Source organism: Blautia sp. AM29-29, assembly GCF_003480555.1.
Classification (GTDB): Bacteria; Bacillota; Clostridia; order Lachnospirales; family Lachnospiraceae; genus Fusicatenibacter; species Fusicatenibacter saccharivorans.
This window is the reverse complement of record NZ_QUJD01000044.1, coordinates 1-692: the sequence shown is the minus strand read 5'-3', so window position 1 is coordinate 692 and position 692 is coordinate 1. Positions and strand designations below refer to the sequence as shown.

Below are 692 nucleotides of genomic sequence, written 5' to 3'. Positions count from 1 at the left end.
GAAGCGTGAAAATCTGAAGATTGCAGGCTGCTGGGTTCACTGCAGGCGCAGGTTTAACGATGCACTGGAAGTGATACCAAAAGCACACCGAAAGGAATCAATCCTGCATCTGATCATGAAACAGATACAGGCCATTTACCGGGAAGAGGGAAAACTGTCTGATTTTTCTACGGAAGACAGGCTCATGCAGCGTCAGCTTGTGGTAAAACCACTGGTGGATGCTTTCTTTGCGTACCTGAAACAGAATGAAGCTAAGATTCCAAAGAACGGTAAAATACGGGAAGCATTTACATATGCACTGAACCAGGAAAGCTACCTGAAAGTTTTTCTGGAAGATGGGGATGTTCCAATAGACAACAATGCCAGCGAACGTGCGATCCGTGGATTCTGTATAGGGAAGAAAAACTGGGAGATGATCGATACGGTCAATGGAGCCAATAGTTCAGCGATCATCTACAGTATCGCAGAAACTGCAAAGGCGAATAACCTGAAACCTTTCGATTATTTCGAATATCTGCTTACGGAGATTCCCAAACATGTAGATGACAAAAACATAGATTTTCTTGCAGAACTTCTGCCATGGTCAGATATGTTGCCCGAAAACATTAGAAAGCCGCAAAAAGCCAGCGGAAAATAAACAGACCGCAAAAGCGGTCTGCTATTTGTCAAGGTGCTCGTATTCTACCGTTTAC

1 protein-coding gene is annotated in these 692 nt (G+C 44.1%); it reads left to right on the top strand.

Annotated elements, in window-relative coordinates:
* Positions 1–637: IS66 family transposase (locus DW769_RS17010; protein ID WP_243105479.1), on the top strand; the 637-nt coding region annotated here is incomplete at its 5' end.
* Between the last annotated feature and the right edge of the window lie 55 nt (positions 638–692).